Annotated in this window: 19 protein-coding genes; 9 read left to right on the forward strand and 10 right to left on the reverse strand. The window is 65.8% G+C overall.

The window, feature by feature from the left end:
- Positions 1 to 122: 122 nt before the first annotated feature.
- A complete protein-coding gene (locus AC2T4A_RS13230) occupies positions 123 to 2,582 on the reverse strand; it encodes a DUF3772 domain-containing protein (protein WP_486743472.1) in 2,460 nt (819 codons plus the stop codon).
- 241 nt (positions 2,583 to 2,823) lie between these two features.
- On the opposite strand from AC2T4A_RS13230, the gene AC2T4A_RS13235 reads away from it, so the two are divergent.
- The 4 genes from AC2T4A_RS13235 (at position 2,824) to AC2T4A_RS13250 (ending at position 6,468) form a co-directional block, all read left to right on the forward strand.
- A complete protein-coding gene (locus AC2T4A_RS13235; protein WP_416745227.1) occupies positions 2,824 to 3,864 on the forward strand; it encodes a histone deacetylase family protein in 1,041 nt (346 codons plus the stop codon).
- A gap of 103 nt (positions 3,865 to 3,967) precedes the next feature.
- Positions 3,968 to 5,065 (forward strand): extracellular solute-binding protein, encoded by a 1,098-nt coding sequence (locus tag AC2T4A_RS13240; RefSeq protein ID WP_416745226.1) that lies wholly within the window; start codon positions 3,968 to 3,970, stop codon positions 5,063 to 5,065.
- Between the two features lie 155 nt (positions 5,066 to 5,220).
- Positions 5,221 to 6,159, forward strand: a complete 939-nt coding sequence (locus tag AC2T4A_RS13245; protein ID WP_416745225.1) for a DMT family transporter — start codon at positions 5,221 to 5,223, stop codon at positions 6,157 to 6,159.
- Between the two features lie 174 nt (positions 6,160 to 6,333).
- A complete protein-coding gene (locus AC2T4A_RS13250; protein ID WP_260403232.1) occupies positions 6,334 to 6,468 on the forward strand; it encodes a PA1414 family protein in 135 nt (44 codons plus the stop codon).
- Positions 6,469 to 6,524: 56 nt separating this feature from the next.
- Here AC2T4A_RS13250 and AC2T4A_RS13255 read toward each other — a convergent pair whose 3' ends face one another.
- The 6 genes from AC2T4A_RS13255 to speB all read right to left on the reverse strand — a co-directional run bounded on the left by AC2T4A_RS13255 (position 6,525) and on the right by speB (position 13,629).
- A complete protein-coding gene (locus tag AC2T4A_RS13255; RefSeq protein ID WP_416745224.1) occupies positions 6,525 to 7,250 on the reverse strand; it encodes an MBL fold metallo-hydrolase in 726 nt (241 codons plus the stop codon).
- Positions 7,251 to 7,473: 223 nt separating this feature from the next.
- Positions 7,474 to 9,075, reverse strand: coding sequence for a 5-guanidino-2-oxopentanoate decarboxylase (locus AC2T4A_RS13260; protein ID WP_478379742.1), 1,602 nt, complete (start codon positions 9,073 to 9,075; stop codon positions 7,474 to 7,476).
- 115 nt (positions 9,076 to 9,190) lie between these two features.
- On the reverse strand, positions 9,191 to 10,570 hold the full coding sequence (locus AC2T4A_RS13265; RefSeq protein ID WP_416745222.1) for a sodium:solute symporter family protein: 1,380 nt from the start codon (positions 10,568 to 10,570) through the stop codon (positions 9,191 to 9,193).
- Between the two features lie 132 nt (positions 10,571 to 10,702).
- Positions 10,703 to 12,217, reverse strand: coding sequence for a purine-cytosine permease family protein (locus AC2T4A_RS13270; protein ID WP_416745221.1), 1,515 nt, complete (start codon positions 12,215 to 12,217; stop codon positions 10,703 to 10,705).
- A gap of 25 nt (positions 12,218 to 12,242) precedes the next feature.
- Complete coding sequence (locus AC2T4A_RS13275; protein WP_045212325.1) at positions 12,243 to 12,653, reverse strand: YybH family protein; 411 nt, start codon at positions 12,651 to 12,653, stop codon at positions 12,243 to 12,245.
- A gap of 16 nt (positions 12,654 to 12,669) precedes the next feature.
- Positions 12,670 to 13,629 carry an agmatinase gene (gene speB / locus AC2T4A_RS13280; protein WP_045212323.1) on the reverse strand — a complete coding sequence of 320 codons (960 nt, stop codon included), beginning with the start codon at positions 13,627 to 13,629 and terminating at the stop codon, positions 12,670 to 12,672.
- Between the two features lie 288 nt (positions 13,630 to 13,917).
- Here speB and AC2T4A_RS13285 point away from each other — a divergent pair, with 288 nt between their 5' ends.
- The 4 genes from AC2T4A_RS13285 (at position 13,918) to AC2T4A_RS13300 (ending at position 17,880) form a co-directional block, all read left to right on the forward strand.
- On the forward strand, positions 13,918 to 14,814 hold the full coding sequence (locus tag AC2T4A_RS13285; RefSeq protein ID WP_024765259.1) for a LysR family transcriptional regulator: 897 nt from the start codon (positions 13,918 to 13,920) through the stop codon (positions 14,812 to 14,814).
- Positions 14,811 to 15,404, forward strand: a complete 594-nt coding sequence (locus AC2T4A_RS13290) for a tRNA-uridine aminocarboxypropyltransferase (protein ID WP_486743473.1) — start codon at positions 14,811 to 14,813, stop codon at positions 15,402 to 15,404. The genes AC2T4A_RS13285 and AC2T4A_RS13290 overlap by 4 nt, the downstream gene beginning before the upstream one ends.
- 243 nt (positions 15,405 to 15,647) lie before the next feature.
- On the forward strand, positions 15,648 to 17,258 hold the full coding sequence (locus AC2T4A_RS13295) for an ABC-F family ATP-binding cassette domain-containing protein (protein WP_486743474.1): 1,611 nt from the start codon (positions 15,648 to 15,650) through the stop codon (positions 17,256 to 17,258).
- A 178-nt stretch (positions 17,259 to 17,436) separates the two neighbouring features.
- Positions 17,437 to 17,880 (forward strand): acetyltransferase, encoded by a 444-nt coding sequence (locus AC2T4A_RS13300; protein ID WP_486743475.1) that lies wholly within the window; start codon positions 17,437 to 17,439, stop codon positions 17,878 to 17,880.
- Positions 17,881 to 17,989: 109 nt separating this feature from the next.
- Here the strand turns inward: AC2T4A_RS13300 and AC2T4A_RS13305 are convergent, their stop codons facing one another.
- Positions 17,990 to 18,346, reverse strand: coding sequence for an antibiotic biosynthesis monooxygenase (locus AC2T4A_RS13305; RefSeq protein WP_416745218.1), 357 nt, complete (start codon positions 18,344 to 18,346; stop codon positions 17,990 to 17,992).
- 74 nt (positions 18,347 to 18,420) lie between these two features.
- Here AC2T4A_RS13305 and soxR point away from each other — a divergent pair, with 74 nt between their 5' ends.
- Entirely contained in the window at positions 18,421 to 18,882 is a 462-nt protein-coding gene (gene soxR, locus AC2T4A_RS13310) for a redox-sensitive transcriptional activator SoxR (RefSeq protein WP_416745217.1), read from the forward strand.
- A gap of 79 nt (positions 18,883 to 18,961) precedes the next feature.
- Here the strand turns inward: soxR and AC2T4A_RS13315 are convergent, their stop codons facing one another.
- Both AC2T4A_RS13315 and AC2T4A_RS13320 read right to left on the reverse strand, forming a co-directional pair.
- A complete protein-coding gene (locus AC2T4A_RS13315) occupies positions 18,962 to 20,314 on the reverse strand; it encodes an HlyD family type I secretion periplasmic adaptor subunit (protein WP_486743476.1) in 1,353 nt (450 codons plus the stop codon).
- A 5-nt stretch (positions 20,315 to 20,319) separates the two neighbouring features.
- Positions 20,320 to 22,482 carry a type I secretion system permease/ATPase gene (locus AC2T4A_RS13320; protein ID WP_416745646.1) on the reverse strand — a complete coding sequence of 721 codons (2,163 nt, stop codon included), beginning with the start codon at positions 22,480 to 22,482 and terminating at the stop codon, positions 20,320 to 20,322.
- Positions 22,483 to 22,643 lie beyond the last annotated feature (161 nt).

A 22,643-nucleotide genomic window follows, 5' to 3' on the forward strand; every position in this document is an offset into this window, starting at 1 on the left:
TGCCGCGACGGGCGCCGGCCAACGGCGGGCACGGGACGCTGCGGGCGCAACGGCGACTCCCGTGCGGGACTGTTGCGCGAAGGCCGGCGAAGCGACCGCCTCGCCGGCGTAACCACTTCATTCTACGGCGGCGGGTTCGCTCCGGTGTCGTCGCCGATTTGCGGTGCTGCCGTCTCGCCGGCGCTCTGCTCACGAACCACCTGCGGCCGCTGCAGAATCAGGTTCTGCGCCACGGTCAGGCTGATGCCGGCCTCGCGCAGGCCACTGAAGATGGTGAACAGCAGGTCGCTCTTGGTGCCATACACCGCGCGCGGGCTGCTCACGTTGCCCGAGGCGGCCAGCGTCAGGCCGGTGGCGCTCAGGTCCTTGAAGGTCACCGAAGGGGCTGGCGTTTCGACGATGTTCTGGTGCTCGGTATAGGCCTTGAGCATCAGTTCGCGGACCTTCTGCACGTCGGTATCCAGCGGCAGGGTGAGGTTGATGCCGACCACGCCCAGTGCGCTGCCCATGGTCACGTTGCGCACGTTCTGCGAGATGAACTGGGAGTTGGGCACGATTACCGTGGACTGGTCGGACATCTGGATTTCCGTGGCGCGCACGTTGATGCGGCGGATGTCGCCCTCCACGCCGCCGGTGAGGCTGACCCAGTCGCCCACCTTCACCGGGCGCTCGGTGAGCAGGATCAGGCCGGATATGAAGTTCTGCACGATGGCCTGCAGGCCGAAGCCGATACCCACCGACAGGGCGCTGACCACCCAGGTCAGGCTGGTGAGGTTGATACGCAGTGCCGATAGCACGAGCAGCACCAGGATGACCATGCCGATGTAACCCACCAGGGTCACCAGCGAGGCACGCATGCCTACGTCCATGCTGGTTTCCGGCAGCAGTTCCTCGGCCAGCCAGCGTTTGAGCAGGCGCAGGCCGAACAGCCCGGCGGCGAGGGTGCCCAGCGCCAGCAGGATGTCCTGCGGGACGATGTTCAGCCGGCCCAGGGATTGCCCGCTTTCCACCAGCCGTACCAGGCCCTGGAGCAATTCGCCGGGGCTGGTGCCGGTGGTGGAAAAGGCGATCAGCACCGTGGACAGCACCAGCAGGGTGCGCCCGGCGCCGGTCAGCAGGGTGGCGAACTGCGCCTGGTGGCGCGGGTCGACGCCCAGGTTCTCAGCCAGCCGCGCGCCGAGCTTCTGCCGGGGGGAGAGCAGCGCTTCGCACAGGTCGACGAACAGGGTCGTGAGCAGGTAGCCGGTAGCGCAGACAACGCTCGCCCAGAGCAGCTTGCCGGCAAGGAAATACGCCAGCGACAGGTAGCCGCTGACCAGTGCCAGGACGATGAGCAAGACGGTGATCATCATCGCCAGCACAATGATCCCGGCCAACGCCGACGTCTCGTGGCCCTCGCTCTCACGCCGCGCGCGCCGGTAACGGTAGAGCGCGATGGAGAACAGCACGGCGGTAGCGATGGCGGTGATGGCGTTCACCGCGACGGTCAACGCCAGGCTGGCGCCGCTGACGCTGTTCAGGCGCTCCTGGGTGCCGAGTACCAGCAACAGCCAGGCCATCAGCCACGGGAAGGGGGAGAGGGCGTCGGCCACCGGGTCGGGGAGGTCAGGCAGGCGCCAGGACGGTCGCTGCACTGCGAGCAGGGCGCGGCCCAGGCCGGCGGTGAAGGTGCAGAAGATCACCAGGGTCAGTAACTGATCGCCCAGGCTGGTCATGCTGTTATTGAGCTGATTGTGCCAGTCCAGCCCCTCGCGGATCAGCGCGGCGCCGCCGCCCAGGGTGAGAATGGTGGCGAGGCTGACCGCCACGGCGAGGGCGCTGCGACGCAGTCGGCCCACCGGAATCCAGCGGATCATCGCCTTGGTCAGCATCTGTTCCAGCAGGCGCCGGCCGGGAATCCACAGGAGCGCGCCAGCGATCAGGCAGGCGATGAAGGGCCAACGGTGTTCCGGCTGCCAGGTCAGTGCGAAGGCATCGCCGATCTGCCCGCGAATCGCCTGCAGGCGGGACAGGTCGTCGTCGGTCGGGCGGATCAGGCTGGACCAGAAGCGCGGGCTCAGTGGCGGCGGGTAGCGCGTGGCGATCTGCGAGTTGAACTGGCTGCGGCGCAGGTTGACGATCTGCGCGGCGAGGTCCTGGGCATTCTTGTCCAGCTGGTTGGCGCGGTCCTGCTGCTTCTGCTGCTGCTTCTGGTCGGCGAGCAGGTCGTTGCGCTGGTTGGTGAGGCTCGCCGCCTCGTTGGGCGTCATTGGGCCGAGGACCTTCAACTGGTCTTCGGTGCGCGCCAGTTGCGTGGTGATGTCCGCAGCGCTCTGTTCGGCGCGGGCCTGTACGCCCAGTGCTGCCTGGCGCAGATTGGACAGCAGGCCATCGTCGCTGTCGGCCGATACCCGCTGGCGGATCAATTCGAGACGGTCGCTCAACTGGTCAAGGCTGGCATCGTCAGGCAGGTCGGGCAGCTCGATCCCGGCGCCGGCCTGTACGTCGGTGGGCTCGCCCGCCAGCGCCAGTTCCGCTCCGGTGAACGACAAGCTCAGCATTAGCAGCACGCTATAGCAGGCGCGCAAGAAGGTTTCCCGCATGATCCCCCATCCTGTGGTCAAAACGCTTATCGGGTATTGACCCAGCAGCGCCGTGGCAATTCCCTGGAGCATAGCGCGGCTGCGCCTGGGCGAATTCGCCCAATCCGCGGATGCAGATGGTTAAGGGTCATAAATTCTGGCCACATCGATCCCCTTTTGGCCGCTCCCGCTGTTTTGCGAAGCGCAGGCGCTGGGCAGAATTCCGCCACCGGACAACAAGAATCCTTCAGAGGGTACTCCCATGCTTACCGTGTACAGCGACGATCACCGCCTGCATTTCGGCCAGTCCGAACTGGTCGACGGCAAACTCCAGCCCTGCTTCGAGATGCCCAGCCGCGCGGACACCGTGCTGGCTCGCGTGAAGTCGCAAAACCTGGGCGAGATCATCGAGCCCAAGGACTTCGGCATGGAGCCGATCCTGCGCGCGCACAACGCCCGTTACGTCGAATTCCTCAAGGGCGCCTGGGCGCGCTGGGCGGCCGAAGGCCACACCGGCGACCTGGTCTCCACCACCTTCCCGGGCCGCCGCCTGCTGCGTGACGGCCCGATCCCGACTGCGCTGATGGGCGAAGTGGGCCACTACAGCTTCGACACCGAGGCGCCGATCACCGCCGGCACCTGGCAGGCCGTGTACAGCTCGGCCCAGGTCGCACTGACTGCCCAGGACCACATGCGCCAGGGCGCCAGCACTGCCTTCGCGCTGTGCCGTCCGCCGGGCCACCACGCCGGCAGCGATTTCATGGGCGGCTACTGCTTCCTGAACAACGCCGCCATCGTCAGCCAGGCCTTCCTCGACCAGGGTGCCAAGCGCGTGGCCATCCTCGACGTGGACTACCACCACGGCAACGGCACCCAGGACATCTTCTATCGCCGCAACGACGTGCTGTTCGCCTCGATCCACGGCGACCCGCTGGTGGAGTACCCGTACTTCCTCGGCCACGCCAACGAGCATGGCGAAGGCGCCGGCGAAGGCTACAACCACAACTACCCGCTGCCGCACGGCACTGGCTGGGACGGCTGGTTCGCCGCGCTGGACGACGCTTGCCGGAAGATCGCTGACTATGCGCCGGACGCGGTGGTTGTATCGCTGGGCGTGGATACGTATAAGGACGACCCGATTTCCGAGTTCAAGCTGGACAGCCCGGACTACCTGAAGATGGGCGAGCGCATCGCTGCCCTGGGTATCCCGACCCTGTTCATCATGGAAGGGGGGTACGCGGTCGAGGCCATTGGCGTCAACGCGGTGAACGTGCTGCAGGGCTACGAAAGCGCTGCACGCTGATCGACAAGGTGGGGCGGACATTGATCCGCCCCACTGCATTTATTGGCTCGCGACCCGCTGTTTGTAGTGGTCAGAGTGCGAGCGCATCCAACTGGGGAAGGACATGAACAAGAATACCGCGCTGCGCGGCCTGCTCGCCGCCGCCACCCTCGTCACGGCCAGCGCCGCCAGCGCTGCGCCGGAAGTGCGCATCTACAACTGGTTCGACTACATCGGTCCGGACACCCTCAAGGGCTTCCAGAGCGAAACCGGCATCAAGCCGCAGTACGACGTCTACGACAGCAACGAAGTGCTGGAAGCCAAGCTGCTGTCCGGTCATTCGGGCTATGACGTGGTCGTGCCCAGCGACAGTTTCCTCCCCAACTACCTCAAGGCCGGCGTGTTCCAGCCGCTGGACAAGAGCAAGCTGCCGAACTGGAAGAATCTCAACCCTGCACTGCTGAAAGTGCTGGAGAGCAAGGACCCGGGCAACCAGTACGTGATGCCCTACATGTGGGGCACCAACGGCATCGCCTACAACGTCGACAAGGTCAAGGCCGTGCTTGGCGACAACGCGCCGGTGGACTCCTGGGACCTGGTGTTCAAGCCGGAGAACCTGGCCAAGCTGAAGTCCTGTGGCGTGGCCTTCCTCGATTCGCCCACCGAGGTGATTCCGCAGGTCCTGCACTACCTGGGCCTGTCGCCCAACAGTCACAATCCGGACGACTACAAGAAGGCCGAGGCTCTGCTGGCCAAGCTGCGTCCGAATATCACCTACTTCAGTTCCTCGAAGTTCGTCACCGACCTCGCCAACGGCGATGTCTGCGTGGCCCTGGCCTGGTCCGGCGGCGCGATGCAGGCGGCCAACCGCGCCAAGGAAGCGGGCAACGGCATCCATATCGAGTACCGCATTCCCAAGGAAGGCGCCGCGGCCTGGTTTGACGTGCTGGCGATTCCGAAGGACTCCAAGAACGTCGAGCAGGCCCACGCCTTCCTCAACTACCTGCTGCGCCCGGAAGTGGTCGCGCCGATCTCCGACTACGTCGCCTACGCCAACCCGAACCAGGCGGCGGACGGGCTGATCTCCAAGGAGCTGCACGACAACCCCAACGTCTACCCGCCGGCGGACGTGCAGGCCAAGCTGTTCTCGGTGGAAATGCTGCCGCCGAAGCTGGAGCGCATCCGTACCCGCACCTGGACCCAGGTGAAATCCGGGAAATAATGTCGCTGGCGGTGCTCTGAACAGCGGATTTCCGTTGGCGGGCAGCTGCTGCGAACTGGCATGATCGGCGGACTTTCTTTGAGGAAGTCCGCCGATTGTTCTTTCGGCTTCCCGCTTTTCTTTGATTGCTGAGCCCATTACTGCCGAGCCTTGTCATGAATACCCAAGCCACCATCGTCGAGCGCAAGGGCGCCGATGCCTTTGCCATCCAGGTCATGACCGGCCTGTGCATCATCTGGGGTATCCAGGCGGTGATGGTGAAACTGGCCGCGCACGACATCGCGCCGATCATGCAGGCCTTCGGGCGCAACCTGGTGGCTGCCGTGGTGGTGGGGTTGCTGATGTGCTGGCGCGGCGGCTGGGAAGGCTTCCTGCGCCATGGCACCGTCAAGGGCGGGCTGCTGGCCGGCGTGCTGTTCGCCGCGGAGTTCTTCTTCATCGCCCAGGGGCTGGTCTACACGTCGGCCTCGCACATGGCGGTGTTCATCTATACGGCGCCGATCTTCTCGGCGCTGGCGCTGCACTTCCTGCTGCCCAGCGAACGGCTTCGGCCGCTGCAATGGTTGGGCATCGGCGTGTGCTTCGCGGGGATCGCAATGTGCTTCGGTGGCGGGTTCGACCTGGCGAACATGGATAGCCGCATGTTGCTGGGCGATGCCTTCGGCGTGCTGGCGGGCTTCTCCTGGGGCATGACCACGGTGGCGGTGCGCACCACGCGGTTGTCCGAGGCGAAACCGATCCTGACGTTGTTCTACCAGTTGCTGATCGCCGCGCTGCTCCTGCCCTTCGCCGCGCTGGCGCTGGGCAAGACCCAGGACGTGAGCTTCACCGCCATCGGCGTGGGCAGTGTGTTGTTCCAGGGGTTGGTGGTGTCGTTCTTCAGTTACTTCACCTGGTTCTGGTTGCTGCGCCGCTACCTGGCGTCGAACCTGGCGGTGTTTTCCTTCATGACGCCGATGTTCGGCATCGCCTTCGGCGTGCTGATCCTCGGCGAGCCGCTGACCCTGAACTTCGTCGCCGGCGCCGTGCTGGTGCTGGCGGGTATCACCCTGGTGAGCAGTGAGCAGTGGATTCGCCGGATGCTTCGCCGCTGATGCGGGAATTGTCGCGCTCTTGATTCAGGTCAGGCGCTGCGACGAGGTAAGGCGATAGTCTTTGTTTCAAGGAGTGAGTGGCACGGGCGGAGAGTGGGACGCCGGGCTATTCTTCCTAGGGCGGCCCATGGTGGTAACGGGCCGCCCGACCTGAATTCGCACGAGGAGGTATCCATGAAAGTCTGGCTGCAAAGCATTGCGTGGAAACTCGGTGTCACGCTCGGCCTGATCGAGCCTCCACGTCTGCAACCCATCCCGATCCGCAGCGACGAGCAACGTCGCCTGATGGAGCAGCGCCGGCGCTACTGATCGCGCCCGCTACCGCAAAAGGAAAACCCGCCAGTCGGCGGGTTTTTTCTTGTCCGTCATTCGTGGGTCTTGAACCAGTCGTCGATCATTCCCTTCAACCGTTCCCCGGAGAAGCTGTCGAAGTGCCCGCCGTGCACGGTGCGCACCGGCAGTTCGCGCAGGCGCGCCAGGCTGGCGGCGTAGTCGTCGAGGTTGGAGTGGTAGGCGTCCTCGATGAGCGGGCCGTCGTAGATGATGTCGCCGGAGAACAGTGTCTGCGTCTTTTCTTCCCACAGGCTGATGCCGCCCGGCGAGTGGCCGGGAGTGTGCAGTACCTGCAGGGTGCGGTCGCCGAGGTCGAGCACGTCGCCTTCATCGATGGTGCGGGTCGCCGGTGCGGCCTTGACGCGGTATTCGGCATAGCACAGCGGGCAATCCGGGTGCGCGTCGAACATCTCGTCGTCGACGAAGGCCGTGGCCAGGGTGCGTTCGCCATCGGGGCTGGCGAGGATGTCGGCTTCGGCCGGGTGTACCAGGCGCTCGTCGAACTCGTGGTGGCCGGCGATGTGGTCGAAGTGAGTGTGGCTGGCCACGGCCAGCAGCGGGCGGTCGGTGAGCCAGGGCAGTTGCTCGCGCAGGCTGACCAGGCCGGAACCGCTGTCCACCAGCACGTCGCGGTCGCGGCCCTGGATATGCCACATGTTGCAGCGGTAGAAGGGGCGGACGTAGGGCTCGTGGATCAGGCTGACGCCGTCGTAGCAGTGGCGGACCTCGAACCAGCGGTCGCGGGTGACGATTTTCATGGCGGTGCGCCTTGTTGTGCTGAACGTAGGGCGTACAACCGTTCGCGGTTGTACGCCGATACACCGTGCCATTGATTGATAGCAGGGCCAAGCTCGGAGCGTTTGGGGCTCTCGTAGGAGCGAGCTTGCTCGCGAACAGTTCCGAGCTGGGTGGTTCGCGAGCAAGCTCGCTCCTACAGGAGAGGTGGCGGATCGGGGTGTGGATAACCCGCCTCGGTCCGGATCAGGGCGCGAAGGGCGCCGCTTCCATCACTTCCACGATCAGCGGACGATCGCTCGGCGCGTTACGCAGCAGCTCCTGCAGGTGCGCATGGTCGCGGGCGCGCTCGGCGGCGCAGCCGAAGCCCTTGGCGATGGCGAGGAAGTCCGGGGTGTAGATGTCCACGCCCAGCGGGGTGATGTCGCGGCGTTCCATGTAGCGCTTGATCTCGCCGTAGCCGTGGTTGTTCCACAGCAGGACGATGATGCCCACCTTGGCTTCCACGGCGCTGGCCAGTTCGGTCATGGTGAATTGCAGGCCACCATCGCCCATCAGGCTGATCACCGGTCGGCCCGGCTCGCCGAGCTTGGCGCCGATGGCCGCCGGCAGGCCGTAGCCGAGGGTGCCGTAGCCGGTGGAGGCGTTGAACCAGCGGCGGCCGCCGTCCAGTTCCACCAGGTGGTTGCCGCTGTAGACGGTCTGCGTCGAGTCGCCGACGAAGCGCGCATCGGGCAGCACTTCGAGGATCTTGCCGAACAGCTCGCGGTAGTGCGCCCAGCCGCTGAAGTCCTCGGCCAGTTGCGCGCGCACCTTGGCTGCACGTTGTGCGCCAGGGCTGTTGGCGTCGGCTTCGCGGGCCGGCAGCAATTCGAGCAGGGCGCGCATGGCGGTGCGCGCATCGCTGTGGATGGCGATGCTCGGCGCGTAGTTGCGCATCAGTTGCTGCGGGTCGATGTCGATGCGGATCAGCTCGCCGCCGATCTTGAAGTTGCCATCGAACACCACGTCGTAGTCGGTCTCGCCCAGCTCTGTGCCGATGGCCAGCACCACGTCGGCCTGCTCGGCCAGTTCGCGCACCGGCACCAGCGACTGGTTGCTGCCGATCAGCAGCGGGTGTTCGGGCTGCAGCAGGCCCTTGGCGTTGATGGTCTGCGCGGTCGGCGCGTCCAGGGCGATGGCCAGGGCGCGGGCTTCGGCCTGGGCCTCGACGCAGCCGCCGCCGAGCAGCAGCAGCGGGTTCTTGGCCTTGGCCAGTTTGGCGGCGGCTTCATGCAGCGGCGAGCGGGCCGGGGCAGGGCGCGCCAGTTGCACGCGCGGGCGCACCTGCATGTGGTCGGCCGGGGCGGTGATGATGTCCAGCGGCAGTTCGATGTGCACCGGGCGCGGGCGCTCGCTGTCGAACACGGCGAAGGCGCGGGCCAGCACGGCGGGCAGTTCCTCGACGCTCATCAGGGTGTGGCTGAAGGCGCTGACGCCGGCGACCATGGCGCGCTGGTTCGGCAGCTCGTGCAGGTAGCCGTTGCCGTGGGCGAGACGCGAGCGCTCGTTGACGCTGCTGATCACCAGCATGGGGATGGAGTCGGCGTAGGCCTGGCCCATTGCGGTGAGGATGTTAGTCATGCCCGGGCCGGTGATGATGAAGCACACGCCCGGCTTGCCGGTGACGCGTGCGTAGCCGTCGGACATGAAGCCGGCGCCCTGTTCGTGGCGCGGGGTGATGTGGCGGATGCTGCTGTGGGGCAGGCCGCGGTACAGCTCGACGGTGTGCACGCCGGGGATGCCGAAGACGGTGTCGACGCCCCAGGCTTCGAGTTGCTTGACGAGGAATTCGCCGCAGGTGGTCATGGCAGTTCCTTAGAGTTCGTGAGTGAGGTCGTGTCTGGTGTGAAGTCGTGGCCATCAAGCAAAGAGGGCGCGGAGATCATCTCGCCGCGCCCTCTTGCCTTGCGCAAGCGTTGGATCAGGCCGCGTCGGCGACCGCTGCCGGACGAGGCGACAGCAGGCTGACGACGATGAAGCTGATCAGGCCGATGGACAGGCTGTAGTAGATCGGGGTGTTGGCGTCGAAGCCATCCTTGAGCATGAACACCAGGGCGGTGATGAAGCCCAGGGCCATGCTGGTGATGGCGCCGGCGGTGGTGGCGCGCTTCCAGTAGATGGCGCCGATCAGCGGGATCAGCATGCCGCCGACCAGCAGGTTGTACGCCAGGGTCAGCGCGCTGAGCACGTCGTTCACCACCAGGGCGATGCCCAGGACCACGACACCGGTAACCAGGGTGCAGATGCGGTTCAGGCTCAGGCGGGTGGAGCGCTGGCCGGTGACGATCGGCAGCAGGTCCTCGGTGATGGTGGTGGAAGCGGCGAGCAGGCCGGCGCTGGCGGTGGACATCATCGCGGCCAGGGCAGCGGCGATCACCAGGCCACGAATGCCGTCCGGCAGGGCGGCGCTGACGATGGCGGCGAAGGCGTTGTTGACGTTGTCCAGGTCAGGCAGCAGCACCTTGGCGCACATGCCGATCAGCGCGCCGACCAGGCCGTAGATCACGCAGTACACGCCCGCGGCGGTGCCGGCGTACTTGGTGACCTTCTCGTCGCGGGCGGTGAATACGCGCTGCCAGATGTCCTGGCCGATCAGGATGCCGAAGAAGTAGATCAGGAAGTAGGTGATGATGGTGTCGTAGCCAATGGTGTGGAAGCTGAAGGCGGTAGCCGGAAGCTTCGCCACCAGTTCGTCCCAGCCGCCCACGCGGTACAGGCAGATCGGCAGCAGGATGAACATCAGGCCAACGGTCTTGATGATGAACTGCACGATATCGGTCAGAGTCAGCGACCACATGCCACCGATGGTGGAGTAGATCACCACGACGCCGCCGCCCAGCAGCACGGACACCCAGAAGGGCAGGCCGAACAGCACTTGCATGACGGTGCCGATGGCCAGGGTGGACACCACGCCGATCATCAGTGCGTAGGCGAACATGATCACCGCGGAAGCCTGGCGGGCCATCGGGTTGTAGCGACGCTCCAGCACCTGGGTCACGGTGAAGATGCGCAGCTTGAGCAGCGGTTTGGCCAGGAACAGGTTCAGCGCGATGATGCCGGCGCCCAGGGCGGCGCACAGCCAGAAGCCGGAGATGCCATGGACGTAGCCCAGGCGCACGGTGCCCACGGTGGAGGCGCCACCCAGGACGGTGGCGGCCATGGTGCCCATGTAGAACGACGGGCCGAGGTTGCGACCGGCCACGAGGTAGTCTTCGTGGGTCTTGGCGCGGCGCATGCCGTAATAACCCAGCCACAACATGCCAGCGGCATATATCAGTACGACGATCAGATCTAACGCCATGGTCGGCTCCTCACACTTGCATTGTCATTGTTGCCGCGCGCTTGTGGCGTGCGGTAGGCCATCGGACCGGCGGCAACCGGTCCGATGGAGGCTTTGGGGTGGTGCGGTCCGTGTCAGGTCACGGACGGTGAATCAGGCTGCTGGCTCGCTGATGCTGCGCACCGGGCGGTCATGGCTGGCAACCCAGCGCGGGCCCTTGGGGCCATACACGCCAGCGGGTTCCGGGAAGGTGCGCAGCAGGGCGACGTAGAGCAGGGCGGCCATGCCGAGGGTGACCGGCAGGCTGATGTCGATGCCGCCGGCCAAGTCGCCCAGGGGGCCTACGAACTGCCCCGGCAGGTTGACGAAGCACAGGCCCAGGGCCGCGCTCGGAATCCACGCGCCCATGCCGCGCCAGTTCCAGCCGTTGTGGAACCAGTAGGCGCCGCCTTCCTGACCACGGGTGAACACCTGCAGGTCATCGGCGTGGTAGAAGCCACGACGGATGATCAGGCCGAGGATCATGATCACCATCCAGGGACTGGTGCAGGTGATGATCAGCACGGCGAAGGTGGACACGCTCTGCACCAGGTTCGCGGCGAAGCGACCGATGAAGATGAAGGCGATGGACAGCAGGCCGATCAGCAGGGTGGCCTGCACGCGGTTGAGCAGACGCGGGAACACGCTGGACATGTCCAGGCCGGTGCCGTACAGCGAGGTGGTGCCGGTGGACATGCCGCCGATCACCGCGATCAGGCACACCGGCAGGAAGAACCAGCTCGGCGAAACTGCCAGCAGGCCGCCCACGTAGTTGTTCTGCGCGATGTAGTCCGGGGCGTTGACGGCCACGATGGTCGCGGTGGCCAGGCCGAACAGGAACGGGATCAGGGTCGCCAGCTGGGCGCAGATCACCGCCAGCATGATGCGCTTCTGCGAGGTCTGGCGCGGAATGTAGCGCGCCCAGTCACCGAGGAAGGCGCCGAACGATACCGGGTTGCTCATGGCCAGCAGGGCGGCGCCGATGAAGGCGGCCCAGAAACCTTCGCTGCCCATCTGCACGGTACCGGCGTAGCCTGCATCGAAGGGGCCTGCGAAGGCGAACAGGCCGAGCAGGAACAGCAGGCTCGCGGCCCATACGGCGATCTTGTTGACCATCAGCATGAAGCGGAAGCCGTAGATGCAGACGATCAGCACCAGCACGGCGAACAGACCATAGGCCAGGCCCAGGGTCAGGTCGGTTTCCGGCAGGTCGAACAGGCGCTTGGCGCCACCGATCAGTGCATCGCCCGAGCTCCACACGGAGAGGGAGAAGAAGGCGACGGCGGTGAGCAGCGACAGGAACGAGCCGACGATCCGCCCGTGCACGCCGAAGTGGGCGCCCGAGGAGACCGCGTTGTTGGTGCCATTGAGCGGGCCGAACAGGCCCATCGGTGCGAGGATGATCGAGCCGACCAGCACGCCGAGGACGATGGCCCAGACGCCGGCCTGGAACGACAGCCCGAACAGGACCGGGAAGCTGCCGAGCACGGCGGTGGCGAAGGTGTTGGCGCCACCGAAGATCATGCGGAACAGGTCGGTGGGCGTGGCGTTGCGTTCATTGTCCGGGATCTGTTCGACCCCGAATGTCTCGATCGTTGTGATTGCGTGTGCGTTGTTCTTGTTATCCATGACTTCCTCCCGGGGAGCCCTGTCTTTATGGCGTCGGCGACGGTGACAGGTGCTCGTGTGTGGCCAGCCAGCGGCCCTGTTTCGGATCACGGCGGAAGACGATGGTCTCCCGTTCGTGGTTCAGGCTTTCCTCTCCCTGGATGCGCAGCCGCGTGGCGACGTCGTGGCAGAACACGGCCACGTCTTCGCCCTGCAGGCTCACAAAGGTGTTGCTCGAAAGGCAGTCAAGGACTTCGAAGCCATCGTCACGCAGCCAGCCTTCCCACACCTCGCGGTAGGCCGCGCGCGAGAGCAGCGGCACCGGCCAGGTGTGGAAAATGAAGGAGGCGTCTTCGCTGAACGCGGCGAAGTAGGCTTCGGTGTCGGTGCGCGCGAAGGCTGCCACGAGATCGCGGGCAGCCTCCAGCACCTGTGCTACGCAGGCGTCGTTATTCATTGTTGTGCTCGTGCGCTCAGCGGCGCTCTACGCCCGGGAGGATGCAGAGCATTTCGTACAGCAGGTTGGCGCCGAGCAACGAGGTGTTGCCGGTGGTGTCGTAGGGCGGGGAGACCTCGACCAGATCGCAGCCGATGATGTCCAGGCCCTGGCAGCCACGGACGATCTCGATCGCCTGGATGGTGGTCAGGCCGCCGATTTCCGGGGTGCCGGTGCCGGGCGCCCAGGCCGGGTCGATGCCGTCGATGTCGAAGGACAGGTAGACCGGGCCGCCGCCGACTTTCTCGCGAACTTCGGCCATCAGCGGTTCCAGCGACTTGTGCCAGCACTCTTCGGCCTGCACCACGCGGAAGCCCTGCTTGCGGCTCCAGTTGAAGTCTTCAGCGGTATAGCCCTGCGCACGCAGGCCGATCTGCACCACGCGGTCGCAGTCCAGCAGGCCTTCTTCCACCGCGCGGCGGAAGGTGGTGCCGTGGGCGATCTTCTCGCCGAACATGTGGTCGTTCACATCGGCGTGGGCGTCGATGTGGACCAGGCCGACCTTGCCGTGCTTCTTGTGGATGGCACGCAGGATCGGCAGGGTGATGGTGTGGTCGCCGCCCAGGGTCAGCGGGAGGATGCCGTGGTCGAGGATCTTGTCGTACGCCTCTTCGATGATGCGTACGGCTTCCATCAGGTTGAAGGTGTTGATCGCCACGTCACCGATGTCGGCGATGTTCAGCGAGTCGAACGGCGCAGCGCCGGTGGCCATGTTGTACGGACGGATCATCACCGACTCGGCGCGGATTTCGCGCGGCCCGAAACGAGTGCCGGAGCGCAGGGAGGTGCCGATGTCCAGGGGCACGCCGACGAAGGCGGCATCGAGCTGGTTGAGCTCTTCGGGGGACTGGATATGCGGCAGGCGCATCATGGTGGCGATGCCGCCGAAACGCGGCATTTCGTTACCGCCCAGGGGCTGGTGAAGTTTCTTGTCCATGGGGAGGGCCTCAGGCTGATCGCTGTCTTCGTGGAAACAGGCTTGTTGAATACTGAGACCGGATTCTCATCACACCGGGTAGTGGAAAAAATCGCTGGCTACAAATAATCACTTCAGAGTTTTCTAAACTAATAACGGTCGCTAGACTGCGCTACCTTGCCGCAGCAGACGGCCCGCCGGGCTTGTGGCCTGCGGTTCCTGAATAGATAGCTGGCTTGCTATCATCCTTTTTTCAGGTACAGAAAGTACTGAACTAGAGCGGCCCGGCCGCGGTTTTGCGGAGTCTTCATGAGCGCCAGCGCATTGCCCGACGTCAAACTGCTGCGGATTTTCGCCTGTGTGGTGCGTAGCCAGGGCTTCGCCGCGGCCCAGCAGGAACTCAACCTGTCGACCTCGGCGATCAGCACCTACATGAGCCAGCTGGAGAACCAGCTGGGCATCGTGCTCTGCCACCGTGGCCGTGGCGGTTTCGGGCTGACCAGCAAGGGCGAGCTGTTCCATCAGGAAACCCTGCGCATCCTCGGCGAGCTGGAAGGTTTCGAGCGCTACGCAGCGACCTTGAAAGGCGAGCTGCGCGGCACCCTGAACCTCGGCGTGCTGGACTCCACCGTGAGCGACCCGGCGCTGCCACTGGCGGATGTGATCGGTTCCTTCAGCAGCCTGCATCCGGCGGTACACCTGCACCTGCAGGTGCAGAGCCCCTACGAGCTGCAACTGGCGGTGCTGGACAACCGTCTGGACCTGGCCATCGGCTCCTTCTTCAGTCGGATGAACGGCCTGGTCTACCAGCCTCTTTATAGAGAGCAGCACTGGTTGTACTGCAGCGACCGCCATCCGCTGTTCGACGGCCGGCGGATTCCCGCCGAGCTGATCACCCAGCAGCGCATGGTCGGCCGTGGTTACTGGAGCCAGGCCGAGTTGGCGCGGCACGGCTTCAAGCACAGCGCCGGCACTGTGGAGAGTATGGAGGCGCAGCTGATCCTGATCCTTTCTGGCGGTTACATCGGTTATCTGCCCGAGCACTACGCCCACCCCTGGGTGGAGCAGGGCCGACTGCGGGCACTGTTGCCGGCGACCTTCGGTTACCAGGCGCCGTTCTCGTTGATCCTGCGCCGTGGCCGTTCCCGCGAGCCGCTGATCCAGAACTTCCGCGACCTGCTGCGCACCCAGCCGAGCCAGTCATGAGCCGCGCCCGTTGCCCGCGCTGCGAGCGCCCGCTGAACCACTGCCTGTGCGCGCTGATTCCCCGTGTGGATAACCGTACCCGCGTTCTGCTGTTACAGCATCCAAGTGAGGTCGGACATGCGCTGAACACCGCACGGCTGGCGGCGCTTGGGCTGGCCAATGCGGAGCTGATGGTCGGTGAGGATTTCACTGACCTCGATCTGTCCGCCTGGGACGCCTGGCTGCTGTTCCCCGGCGAATCCGCCGTGGCGCTGGTCGAACTGGCCGCCCGTCCTGTGGATAAACCACGCCTGCTGGTCGTCCCCGACGGCACCTGGCGCAAGGCGCGCAAGCTGCTGCACCTCAACCCCAATCTCGGGACATTGCCGCGCGTGGTGCTGCCGGGCGGGTTGAGCTCGCGCTACCGTCTGCGCAAGGCGCCGGCGGAAGGCGCGCTGTCCACCATCGAAGCGATAGTGCATGCGCTCGATGTGCTGGATGCGCCGCAATCCCATGCCGACCTGCTGCGCCCGTTCGATGCGCTGATCGATGGGCAGATCGCCGCGATGGGCGAGGAGACCTTCCAGCGCAACCACGGGCCGCGCCGCTGACCCGCTTTTCGTAGGAGCGAGCTTGCTCGCGAACCGATTGTCCGGCGACTGCGGAGTGGGGCGGGTTCGCGAGCAAGCTCGCTCCTACAAGAGCACGGTGCGGCTGGTTTCGTTATACTGCGCCCCTCATTCCCCTTCGCGAGGTGTTCGTCCGATGCGCAATTGATGCCGCCGTGGTTTCACGGCCCGTTTCCTTCCCTGGCCCGTTTCCGGGGGAATTCCGGCATCAATCTGGTACTGCGCATGACGAGCCCGTTCACCCTGGCGCTGCAAGGCGTCTCTTTCCAATTGCCCAGCGGCGAGCTGCTGCTGAGCGACCTCAACGAAACCTTCGACGACCGCCGCACCGCGCTGGTCGGGCGCAATGGCGCGGGCAAGTCCTTGCTGGCACGGATCATGGCGGGTGAGTTGGCCGCCAGCACTGGTCGCTGTCTGGCGTCCGGGCCGGCGCATTACCTGCCGCAACATATCGAGCCGCAAGCGTTCCGCAGCGTCGCGGAGTTGGCCGGCGTACAACCGCTGCTGGATGCGCTGGCCCGGGTCGAAGCCGGTGAAGTCGAACCGGCAGACTTCGAGCAACTCGACGGCCACTGGGATATCCGCGCCCGCCTGCAAGCCGAGCTGGCAGCCGCCGGGCTCGCCCATCTGCTGCCGGATACGCCTGCCTCGCGCCTCAGTGGCGGTGAGTGCACGCGGGTAGCGTTGCTCGGCGCCTGGCTCAGCGACGCGGACTGGCTGATTCTCGACGAGCCGAGCAACCATCTGGACCGCGCCGGGCGCGAGGCCTTGCGTGAGCAACTGCAGCGCTGGCGCGGCGGGCTGATCCTGATCAGCCATGACCGTCTGCTGCTGGACGGTATGCAGCGGATCGTCGAGCTGTCGTCCTCTGGTTTGCGCAGCTACTCCGGCGGCTATGCCTTCTACCGTGAGACTCGCCAGCAGGAGCAGGACACTGCCCAGCGCGAGTTGCAGCGGCGCAAGCTGGAGCGCGATCGCCAGCAGCACGCCATGCAGGAGCAGCGCGAGCGCCAGGAGCATCGGCAGGCGAAGGGGCGCAAGGATGCCAGGGAGGCGAACCAGGCGAAGATCCTTGTCGATCGGCAGAAGGAACGCAGCCAAGGCAGCATTGCGCGCCTGGCCACGCAGCACGATGAGCGCCGCGAGCGGCTGGCGCAGGAGGTGCAGGAGGCTTTTGAGCAGTTGCGCGAAGACGTTGCGGTGGTACTGCACGCGGCGGACTGCGAGTTGCCCGAGTCACGAGGGGTGTTAATGCTGGAGGCGCTGCGCCTGCCGTATGGCAATGCTGCGCCGCTGGACCTGCAACTGAGCGGGCCGCGCCGCGTGGCGATCACCGGGCGCAACGGCAGCGGCAAGTCGACGCTGCTCAAGGTGGTTGCAGGCGTGCTCGACCCAGCGGCCGGTTCTTGCCAGGTGAGGGTGCGCAGTGCCTACCTGGATCAGCATCTCGCCGCGCTATTGCCCGAGCGCTCGGTGCTGGAACTGCTGCAGGAGCGTAATCGAGCGGCGGAGCCGTCGCTGTTGCGGACGCGGCTGGCGCAGCTGGGATTGCCGGCGGCCCGGGTCGAGTTGCCCTGTGCGCTGCTCAGCGGCGGCGAGCGACTGAAGGCGGCGCTGGCGTGCGAGCTTTACGCCGAGCATCCAGCCCAGTTGCTGCTGCTGGACGAGCCGGATAACCACCTCGACCTGCCGTCTCGCGAGGCGCTGGAAAACCTCTTGCGGCAGTACCGCGGCGCGCTGCTGGTGGTGTCCCATGACGAGGCGTTTCTCGGCCGGCTGCAACTGGAGGCGCGGCTGGAGTGCGGGGCGGGCGGCTGGCGTTGGTTGGCTGAGTGAGGCTTTACCGGCCGGGAAGGGCTGGGTAGGATCGACCTCCCTCTCTTTCCGGCTGCCTCTGCCGTGCTCCGCCCAGGCGTTGATTCGCGAAGCGGGCATTCATGCTGCCGACGCTCCTGCGGCCGTCACCTTGCGTGGCGTGCTATCCCTTTGTGATCTGCTGAATCAGGATGGATTCATGCTCATTCGCCAACGCATCACCGCGGACAACCCGCGCCTGCTCGATATCTGGCTGGGCGCCGTGCGCGCGACCCACCACTTCCTGCAACCCGCCGACATCGAGGCGCTTTTGCCTCAGGTTCGCGACCTCTATCTGCCCGCCGTCGAGGTCTGGGTGGCGGTGGACAGCGAAGACCGCCCGCAGGGCTTCATCGGCCTCAACGAATCCCATGTGGAGATGCTCTTCATCGATCCGGATAGCCGGGGACGGGGCCTGGGCCGCGCGCTGCTGGATTTCGTGCGCGAATCGCGCGGGATCTTGAGTGTCGACGTCAACGAACAGAATCCTCAGGCGGTGGGTTTTTATCTGCACTATGGCTTCGCTCAGACCGGGCGATCGCCGCTGGATGGCGAGGGGCGGCCGTTCCCGCTGCTGCACATGAGCCTGCCGGGCGGTCAATAAGCACAGGCAGAACTTGTAGGAGCGAGGGGGACGCCTAGTTCTTGCTCGCGAACGGACGCCACCGATGGGTTTGTTCGCGAGCAAGCTCGCTCCTACAAAAAGCCGGGGGTTACGTTGTGCGCTCGGTCTCTCCGCTGCCGAAGCGGATGCTCCGCGCGCCAAGCTTGAGCAGGCTGTCGGCGAACAGGTCGCTGGCGGTGTGGCGGCAGTCCCAGGCAGCTTCCCAGTCTTCCTGGCGGCGCCAGTGCAGGCGGCCTACCAGGCGCGGCGGTTCGCCTTCGGCATGCAGCTCGCTGGCGAGGTAGCCGGGGCGCAGGTAGAACAGCTCCTGCAGGTGCGACAGGTAATCGCACAGCCGCGCGGCAATGTGCGGGCGTTGCTGCGGCGTTACGTCGATCTCGATCTGCAGCACGAAGTGAGGGTTGTCCACGCAGGCATGGGCGGTGATCGGGGCGGGTTGCGTCATGTTCCTTGGCTCCCTGGCTTGAACCGAATGCCTGGCGAGGGTAAAACCTCAACTTAAGTTGAGGTCAATAGTCCATGAAAGAATCTTCTTCCTGTTCGATGCACCGCGAGTTGAGTGTCGGCGAGCTGGCCAGGCGCGCTGGCGTTGCCGTTTCCGCGCTGCACTTCTACGAGGCCAAGGGCCTGATCAGCAGCGCGCGCAATGCCGGCAACCAGCGCCGCTATTCGCGGGACACGCTACGCCGGGTAGCGGTGATCAAAGTTGCGCAACGGGTCGGCATTCCCCTGGGCGAGATCGCCGAGGCGCTGGGCTCGCTGCCGAAAGGGCACAACCCGTCGGCAGCGGACTGGGCGCGCTTGTCGGCACGCTGGCGGGATGACCTGAACGAGCGGATCGAGAAGTTGCTGCTGCTGCGCGACCAGCTCGATGGCTGCATCGGCTGTGGCTGCCTGTCGATGGAGGCCTGCCCGCTGCGCAATCCGGGGGACAAGCTGGCGGAGGAGGGGCCGGGGGCGCATTGGCGGGGGGATGAGTGATGGAGGGTTCGCGAGCAAGCTCGTTCCTGCATGGCGCACCCGGCACCTGTAGGAGCGAGCTTGCTCGCGAATGCTCGGCTCAGCGCTCCCGCAAGGCTTCCCAACGCGCCTTGAGCACCGGCTTCAAGATGTAATCCAGCACGCTCTTCTCGCCGGTGATGATGTCCACCGTCGCCACCATGCCGGGGATGATCAGCAGGGGCTTGGCGTCTGTGCCCAGGTGGTTCTTGTCGGTGCGCACCTGGATCATGTAGAAGCTGTTGCCCTTGTCATCGGTGATGGTGTCGGCGCTGATCACTTCCAGCTTGGCCTTGAGCCCGCCGTAGATGGTGTAGTCGTAGGCGGTGAACTTCACCGTGGCCGGCTGGCCGGGGTGGAGGAAGGCGATGTCCTGTGGGCGCACCCGCGCTTCCACCAGCAGGTTGTCCTCCAGCGGGACGATTTCCACCATGTCGTTGCCTGGCTGCACCACGCCGCCGATGGTGTTGACCTTGAGCTGCTTGACGATGCCGCGCAGGGGCGCGACTACCAGTGTGCGATTGACCTTGTCGTCGATGGCGCGGCTGGTGGCGGTGAGCTTGTTGAGGTCGGTACGGACGTCGTTGAGCTCCTTCAGCGCGTCACTGCGAAAGCCCAGTTTCGATTCCTCGATCTTGCGCTGGATCTCGTTCACCGCCGCTTCGGCGCGGGGGATGGCGAGGTTGGTGGCATTCAGGTCGCCGCTGATTTCCACCGCGCTGCGGCGCAGGCGTAGCAGTTCCACCGGGGACACCGCACCGGCCTTCACCAGCGGCTCGGACATGTTGATCTCCTGCTGCACCAGCCCGAGGCTCGAACGGTACTGCTGGGTCTTGGCGCGGAATTCCTGCAGCTCCTGGCCTTTCTGCCGCAGTTGTTCCTGAAGAATGCTCAGTTCGCTGTTCTGCCGCTGCATACGGGTCTGGTAGAGCGCCAACTGGTCTTCCACCACCTGCGGCGCGGCTTTCTTCAGGTCGTCGGTGAACACCGGCTCGCGCCCTTCGGCTTCCGCGCTCAAACGTTCGACGCGGGCTTCCAGGGAGTTGCGGTCGGCCTCGGTCTCGCCCTTGTTGGAGGAGAAGCGGGTGTCGTCCAGGCGCAGCAGCGGCTGCCCCTTGTTCACCACCTGGCCCTCGCGGACGAAGATTTCCGAAACGATGCCGCCCTCCAGGTTCTGGATGGTCTGCACCTTGGAGGAGGGGATGGCCTTGCCTTCGCCCTTGGTCACTTCTTCGATGTCGGCGAAGTAGGCCCAGGTGATGGCCGCCACCAGCAGGCCGAGCGCCGCCCAGAGGGTGATACGGGTGGCGTTTGGCGAGTCTTCCAGCAGGGTGCCCTGGACCTCGGGCATGAATTCGGTGTCGCGGGCGCCGTTGCCGCCCAGGTAACCGCGGATCGATTGAGAAAAATGCATGGCCATTACCCCGCTGCCGGGCCGACGTGGCCCTTGCGCAATGCTTCGATGACCGCTTCTTTCGGGCCGTCGGCGACGATGCGGCCGCTGTCGAGCACCAGCAGGCGGTCGACCAGGCTGAGCATCGAGGTGCGGTGGGTGACCAGCAGCAGGGTCTTGTCGCGGCAGGCCTCGTGCAGGCGCTTGCGGAGGATTTCCTCGCTGCTGTTGTCCATCGCGCTGGTGGGTTCGTCGAGCAGCAGGATCGGCGGATCGAGCAACAGTGCGCGGGCCATCAGCACGGCCTGGCGCTGGCCGCCGGAGAGCAGCTGGCCGCGCTCGCCCACCGGGCGGTCGAAGCCGGCCGGGTGTTGCCGGGCCAGTTCGCTGACGCCGGTCAGCTCGGCCACTTCGAGCATCCGCGCATCGCTGACGTAGCGCGCGCCGAGGGTCAGGTTGTCGCGCAGGCTACCGGCCAGCAGCGGCAGGTCATGGGCCACGTAGCCGATCTGCTGGCGCAGGTCGGAGACGTCGAGTTGGCGCAGGTCGAGGCCGTCGAGCAGGATCTGCCCTTCGTCCGGGTGATAGAAGCCCATCAGCAGGCGGCCGAAGGTGCTCTTGCCCGAACCGCTCTTGCCGATGATGCCGATCTTCTCGCCGGGAGCCATGCGCAGGCTGACGTGGTTCAGCGCTGGGGTGGTCTGCTCCGGGTAGCTGAAGCTGAGCTGGCGAACCTCCAGCGCGCCGTGCAGCTGGGTGCGCTCCAGCGGGCGTTGCCGGGCCTGGCGCTCCTGCGGCAGTTCCATCAGCGCGTCGGTGCTTTTCATGGTCAGGCGCGCCTGCTGGTAACGGGTAATCAACCCGGCGATCTGTCCCAGCGGGGCGAGTACGCGGCTGTTGAGCATGTAGCTGGCGACCAGCGCGCCGACGCTGAGGTTGCCGTCGAGGATGCTGTAGACCCCGGCGCAGATCATCGCCAGGCCGGCGAACTGCTGGAGGAACAGCGTGCCGTTGGTGGCCAGGGCGGAGAGGAAGCGCGCGTGGTTGTCCAGCCGCGCCAGGGCTCCGTGGGTGGACTCCCAGCGATACTGGCGCTCGCTTTCGGCGCCGCAGGCCTTGAGGGTTTCCAGGCCGCCGAGGGTCTCGATCAACAGGGCCTGGCGCTCGGCGCCCAGGGTCAGGCTCTTCTGCACGGTGTCGCGCAGGCGGCTCTGGATGATCAGGGCGAACACGATGGTGATGGGGAAAGCCAGCAGCGGCACGGCCACCAGCCAGCCGCCGAGCAGGCCGATGACCAGGATCATCAGGAGCGAGAAGGGCAGGTCGATCAGGCTGGTCAGGGTCAGCGCGGTGAGGAATTCGCGCAAGCCCTGGAAGTCGTGGATGCTCTGGGCGAAGCCGCCGACGGTCTCCGGCTTGGCCTTGAGCGACATGCCGGTGATGCGTTCGAACAGGGTGGCGGAGAGCACCACGTCAGTCTTCTTGCCGGCCATGTCCAGCAGGTTGGAGCGCAGTACCCGCAGCAGCAGCTCGAACAACGTACCGATCAGCAGGCCGGCGGCGAGCACCCAGAGGGTCGACAGCGCCTGGTTGGGCACCACGCGGTCGTAGGTCTGCATGACGAACAGCGGCACCAGCATGCCCAGCAGGTTGATCAGCAGGCTGGCCACCAGGGCATCGGTGTAGAGCCAGCGCGACAGCCGCAGGGTGTCGCGGAACCAGGCTTCAACGCGCGGCACCAGGGGTTTGCGCGCGGCTTCCAGTTCGTGGCGCGGGCGCGCGAAGAGAGCCTGGCCGCTGTACTGGGCGGCCAGTTCATCGGCGCTGACGGCCTGTTCGCCGCCTTCGGTCTCGCAGGGCAGGATCAGCGCCTGGCCATCGTCGCGCCACTGGCGCAGCACCGCGCTGCGGCCGTCGTTGAGCAGCAGCAGGACCGGCAGGTTGAGGTTGGAAATGCTCTTCAGATCGCGGCGTAGCAGTCGCCCTTGGAGCCCGGCACGGGCGGCGGCGCGCGGCAGCAGCGCGGCAGACAGGCGCTGGTTGGGCAACGGCAAACCGGCGGCGAGGCTGTTGCGGCTCACCGCGCAGCCGTGCAGTCGGCAGAGGATCAGCAGTCCGTCGAGCAGGGGGTCGTCATGGCTCAGGCGCGGATCGCCCGGCGCGGGTGCGCCGCGCTCCTGGATGATCATGGTCACGCTACTTCCTCCCGGGCCGGGCCGACCCGCGCCGGCGGCATCCGGCGAACACTTGCAGGTGCTCGCCGGGCCACGCCGGTCGTCGGGTTTTCCGTGCCCTGTCGTATCGCTTCACGGCCGTCGCCCCGACACCGGGCGGCGCGGGGCTGAATGAC

The sequence above is a fragment of the Pseudomonas sp. PVC-3-1 genome (assembly GCF_057444315.1).

What these genes read in the sequence shown, in the direction of transcription:
- AC2T4A_RS13230 (WP_486743472.1), bottom strand. Translation starts at nt 2,582, where the DNA reads ATGCGGGAAACCTTCTTGCGCGCCTGCTATAGCGTGCTGCTAATGCTG.
- AC2T4A_RS13235 (WP_416745227.1), top strand. Translation starts at nt 2,824, where the DNA reads ATGCTTACCGTGTACAGCGACGATCACCGCCTGCATTTCGGCCAGTCC.
- AC2T4A_RS13240 (WP_416745226.1), top strand. Translation starts at nt 3,968, where the DNA reads ATGAACAAGAATACCGCGCTGCGCGGCCTGCTCGCCGCCGCCACCCTC.
- AC2T4A_RS13245 (WP_416745225.1), top strand. Translation starts at nt 5,221, where the DNA reads ATGAATACCCAAGCCACCATCGTCGAGCGCAAGGGCGCCGATGCCTTT.
- AC2T4A_RS13250 (WP_260403232.1), top strand. Translation starts at nt 6,334, where the DNA reads ATGAAAGTCTGGCTGCAAAGCATTGCGTGGAAACTCGGTGTCACGCTC.
- AC2T4A_RS13255 (WP_416745224.1), bottom strand. Translation starts at nt 7,250, where the DNA reads ATGAAAATCGTCACCCGCGACCGCTGGTTCGAGGTCCGCCACTGCTAC.
- AC2T4A_RS13260 (WP_478379742.1), bottom strand. Translation starts at nt 9,075, where the DNA reads ATGACCACCTGCGGCGAATTCCTCGTCAAGCAACTCGAAGCCTGGGGC.
- AC2T4A_RS13265 (WP_416745222.1), bottom strand. Translation starts at nt 10,570, where the DNA reads ATGGCGTTAGATCTGATCGTCGTACTGATATATGCCGCTGGCATGTTG.
- AC2T4A_RS13270 (WP_416745221.1), bottom strand. Translation starts at nt 12,217, where the DNA reads ATGGATAACAAGAACAACGCACACGCAATCACAACGATCGAGACATTC.
- AC2T4A_RS13275 (WP_045212325.1), bottom strand. Translation starts at nt 12,653, where the DNA reads ATGAATAACGACGCCTGCGTAGCACAGGTGCTGGAGGCTGCCCGCGAT.
- speB (WP_045212323.1), bottom strand. Translation starts at nt 13,629, where the DNA reads ATGGACAAGAAACTTCACCAGCCCCTGGGCGGTAACGAAATGCCGCGT.
- AC2T4A_RS13285 (WP_024765259.1), top strand. Translation starts at nt 13,918, where the DNA reads ATGAGCGCCAGCGCATTGCCCGACGTCAAACTGCTGCGGATTTTCGCC.
- AC2T4A_RS13290 (WP_486743473.1), top strand. Translation starts at nt 14,811, where the DNA reads ATGAGCCGCGCCCGTTGCCCGCGCTGCGAGCGCCCGCTGAACCACTGC.
- AC2T4A_RS13295 (WP_486743474.1), top strand. Translation starts at nt 15,648, where the DNA reads ATGACGAGCCCGTTCACCCTGGCGCTGCAAGGCGTCTCTTTCCAATTG.
- AC2T4A_RS13300 (WP_486743475.1), top strand. Translation starts at nt 17,437, where the DNA reads ATGCTCATTCGCCAACGCATCACCGCGGACAACCCGCGCCTGCTCGAT.
- AC2T4A_RS13305 (WP_416745218.1), bottom strand. Translation starts at nt 18,346, where the DNA reads ATGACGCAACCCGCCCCGATCACCGCCCATGCCTGCGTGGACAACCCT.
- soxR (WP_416745217.1), top strand. Translation starts at nt 18,421, where the DNA reads ATGAAAGAATCTTCTTCCTGTTCGATGCACCGCGAGTTGAGTGTCGGC.
- AC2T4A_RS13315 (WP_486743476.1), bottom strand. Translation starts at nt 20,314, where the DNA reads ATGCATTTTTCTCAATCGATCCGCGGTTACCTGGGCGGCAACGGCGCC.
- AC2T4A_RS13320 (WP_416745646.1), bottom strand. Translation starts at nt 22,482, where the DNA reads ATGATCATCCAGGAGCGCGGCGCACCCGCGCCGGGCGATCCGCGCCTG.